The sequence below is a fragment of the Bradyrhizobium sp. ORS 375 genome (genome assembly GCF_000239775.1).
Taxonomy (GTDB): domain Bacteria; phylum Pseudomonadota; class Alphaproteobacteria; order Rhizobiales; family Xanthobacteraceae; genus Bradyrhizobium.
Map to the genome: position 1 here is coordinate 1 of NZ_CAFI01000239.1, position 3,205 is coordinate 3,205.

Here is a 3,205-nt window from a genome sequence, read left to right on the forward strand (position 1 = left end):
GAAGCCGAAGCCCGCTGCGGCCGCGCCGCAGGCGGCGCCCGACGCCGCCGAGCCCGCCGCCAAAGACGAATAGCGCCCGGTCGAACGCCACCATGCCTCTGCATCTGATCAAGCTGGCCGTCGGCTGCGAGTCGGTCAAAGAGCTCAAGGAATGGATCGCCGAGCGCATGCTTGCGGCGAAGAAGAAGGGCCTGCCGCAGCAGCACGTCCATGTGACGCGGATGACGCCGAAGCGGGTCGAGGACATCCTCGCCGGCGGCTCGCTGTACTGGGTGATTCGCGGCGAGGTCGCCGCGCGGGAGAAGATCACAGCCATCGAGCCGTTCCGCGACGGCGACGGCATCGGCCGCTGCCGCATCATCATGCAGCCGAAGGTGATTGCGGTGTCCCCGCGGCCGATGCGCCCGTTCCAGGGCTGGCGCTATCTGACCGCGGAGGACGCTCCCACCGATCTCGGCAAGGCCAGCGCCGCCGGCGTCGAGGCGATGCCCGAGCCGCTGCGCCGCGAGCTGCGGGATCTCGGGCTGCTGTAGCGGTTTATTGGCGCGAGCAACGCGCCGCTGGCAAGTCCGCCTCCGCCGTAAAGCAGTGCATCATCATAGCGGCCTCAGTTGCTGCGCCATCTCCCTTTGCGGGAGAGGGCATGTAGGACAATGCAACGAGCGCGCTGCGGTGAGGGGTATCTCTCCCCGAACGCGACGCTTGGATAGATACCGCTCACCCAAGCGAGCGGGCTGAGAGGCCGTGCATGCCCTCTCCCGCAAGGAGAGAGGGCGCATTCATGGGCACTCCCCAGAGAGTGCAATGTCGTAATGGCCTTGGTGCTGCCTTTGCTGACGAAGCTCACGCCGCGATGTTATCGATCAGCCGTGTGGTTCCGATCTTGGCCGCAACTAAGATCCGCTTCGGGCCGGGCTCCTTTGGAGCCAGCGGCGCGAGCGTCTCGGCGTGGCGGACTTCGAGATAGTCCAGAGCGAAACCGGCTTCGGTGATCGTCATGGCGCCGTCACGAACCGCCTGCTGCATGTCGTCGCCGGCGCGCAGGCGTGCTGCGATCTGCTTCAGCACGCGGTGCAATGTCGGCGCCGCACGCCGCTCGTCTGCACTGAGATAGACATTGCGCGAGGACATCGCGAGCCCGTCACGTTCGCGCACCGTACGCGAGCCCACGACGCGAACGCCGAGATCGAGATCGCGCGCCATCTGCGTCACGACGCGGAGCTGCTGATAGTCCTTCTCGCCGAAGATGGCGACGTCTGGCCGGCATTGGGTGAACAGCTTGGCGACCACCGTGGCGACGCCGCCGAAGAAATGCGGGCGGAAGCGATCCTCCAGCCCGGCCAGCGCCGCGCCTTCCGGCAAGACGCGCGTCGCGAAGCCGTCGGGATACATCGCCTTCGCGTCGGGGTGCCAGATCAGATCGACGCGCTCGGCGCTGAGCTTGGCAACATCCTCCTTCCAGGTACGCGGGTAAGAGCCGAAATCCTCCGTCGGCGCGAACTGAGTCGGGTTGACGAAGATCGAGACGACGACCTTGTCGGCGCGGCGCCTCGCCAGGCGAACGAGCGAAATGTGACCCTCGTGCAGCGCGCCCATGGTCGGCACGAGAGCGATGCTGGCCTTTCTCGCGCGCAGGCTGTCGAGCTCGCGACGCAGGGCGGCAACGGTACGGGCGATACGCGGATGTCGTGACATTTTTGCTCGATCTCGCAGCGAAAAATTGCAGTTTCTCGGTTCGGCCTTGACGCTCGGCAGAGCGCCTTTCACAACAGCGATGCAAACCGCTCAGCCTACTTGAATACGCCTGTTAGCACGTCTCCGCATCTCATGCGGAGTTGGTAAACGCGCGTGCCCAAGTAGTAGCGGAGGGCGCATCCCCCGTGGGATTCACGATGATGCTGCATTTCACTTGACCGCAGACGACCGTGACTCGAAGATGATCGTAAGGGGTCGAAAACATGCTGGTGCAGACTAGCCAAGGACAATCGGGCTCGGCCCACGTGGTTGTGCTTGGAAACGAGAAGGGCGGGTCGGGAAAGTCCACCACCGCCCTGCACATCGCCGTTGCACTCTTGAAGGCGGGCCAGCGCGTCGCCACCATCGATCTGGACTGCCGCCAGCAGAGCTTCACCCACTACATCAGCAACCGCAGCGCCTGGGCGCGGCGCACCGGTCTGCGCCTGGAGCTGCCGACGCACTACTGCATCCAGCTCGGCCAGACGCTGCAGATCGACGAGAACGAGAACACCGAGTTCCAGCAGTTCATGGAGGCGGTGAGCGCGGTCGAACGCTCGTTCGATTTCATCGTCATCGATACGCCCGGCAACGACAGCTATCTGATGCGCCTGGCGCACTCGATGGCCGACACGCTGGTCACCCCGATCAACGACAGCTTCCTGGACTTCGACGTGCTCGGCACGGTGGACGCCGCGACCTATGCGGTGACAGGGGAGAGTCACTACGCCGAGATGGTGCGCGACGTCCGGCGCAAGCGCCGTCAGGTGGACGGCGCCATGACCGACTGGATCGTGGTGCGCAATCGCCTGTCCATGCTCGGCTCGCGCAACAAGCAGCTGGTCGCCGACGGCCTCAAGGATCTGTCGCTGCGGCTCGGTTTCCGCGCCATCGACGGCTTTGCCGAGCGCGTGGTGTATCGCGAGTTCTTCCCGCGCGGACTGACCGCGCTCGACGACATCGACGAGGCGACACTCGGCACGCGGCCCAATCTCGGTCATGTCACGGCGCGCGAGGAGGTGACGAGCCTGTTGCGCCAGCTGAAGCTGCCGCTCGACGAGCGCGGCCGCCGGCGCGCCGCGAACCGCGCGGAGTGGTTCGCCCAGGTCGACAAGCCGCTCGATCTCCACGACATCATCAGCGCCTGAGGCTCGCGCCCGATCCGGTTCGCGGACGATCTGAGGCAGGCAAGACCGGGGTTCGACCGGCCCTGAGACATCGTGCGCCTTGAAGGGGCGCCTGCGCATTCGCTATCGATCAGGCGACGAGATCTGGCGATCCTGCAAACCGTGTCAGCGGGGCGCCGGACGGCCGGGTTTGTCGCAGGTCAAGGGCGAGGGGGCCGTTTTTCGCTAGATTGCCGTCAAATTCATGACTGATTTGAACCGGACGTTCAGGGTTCAAGTCACATGGGAAAGGCCGGAACAGGCCTATGCTGCACAGCAACTAGGTGCGTCGCACAACAGACGGG

General features: G+C 65.1%; 3 protein-coding genes. 2 read left to right on the forward strand and 1 reads right to left on the reverse strand.

Going from position 1 to position 3,205, the window contains the following annotated elements:
- The first annotated feature begins 92 nt into the window (after positions 1 to 92).
- Complete coding sequence (locus BRAO375_RS19010; RefSeq protein WP_009029083.1) at positions 93 to 533, forward strand: DUF1489 family protein; 441 nt, start codon at positions 93 to 95, stop codon at positions 531 to 533.
- Positions 534 to 843: 310 nt separating this feature from the next.
- On the opposite strand, the gene panC is transcribed toward BRAO375_RS19010, so the two are convergent.
- Entirely contained in the window at positions 844 to 1,695 is an 852-nt protein-coding gene (gene panC, locus BRAO375_RS19015; RefSeq protein WP_009029084.1) for a pantoate--beta-alanine ligase, read from the reverse strand.
- Positions 1,696 to 1,958: 263 nt separating this feature from the next.
- Here panC and BRAO375_RS19020 point away from each other — a divergent pair, with 263 nt between their 5' ends.
- Positions 1,959 to 2,882: a division plane positioning ATPase MipZ gene (locus BRAO375_RS19020; RefSeq protein WP_009029085.1), complete on the forward strand. Its 924-nt coding sequence runs from the start codon at positions 1,959 to 1,961 to the stop codon at positions 2,880 to 2,882.
- The last annotated feature ends 323 nt before the right edge of the window (positions 2,883 to 3,205 follow it).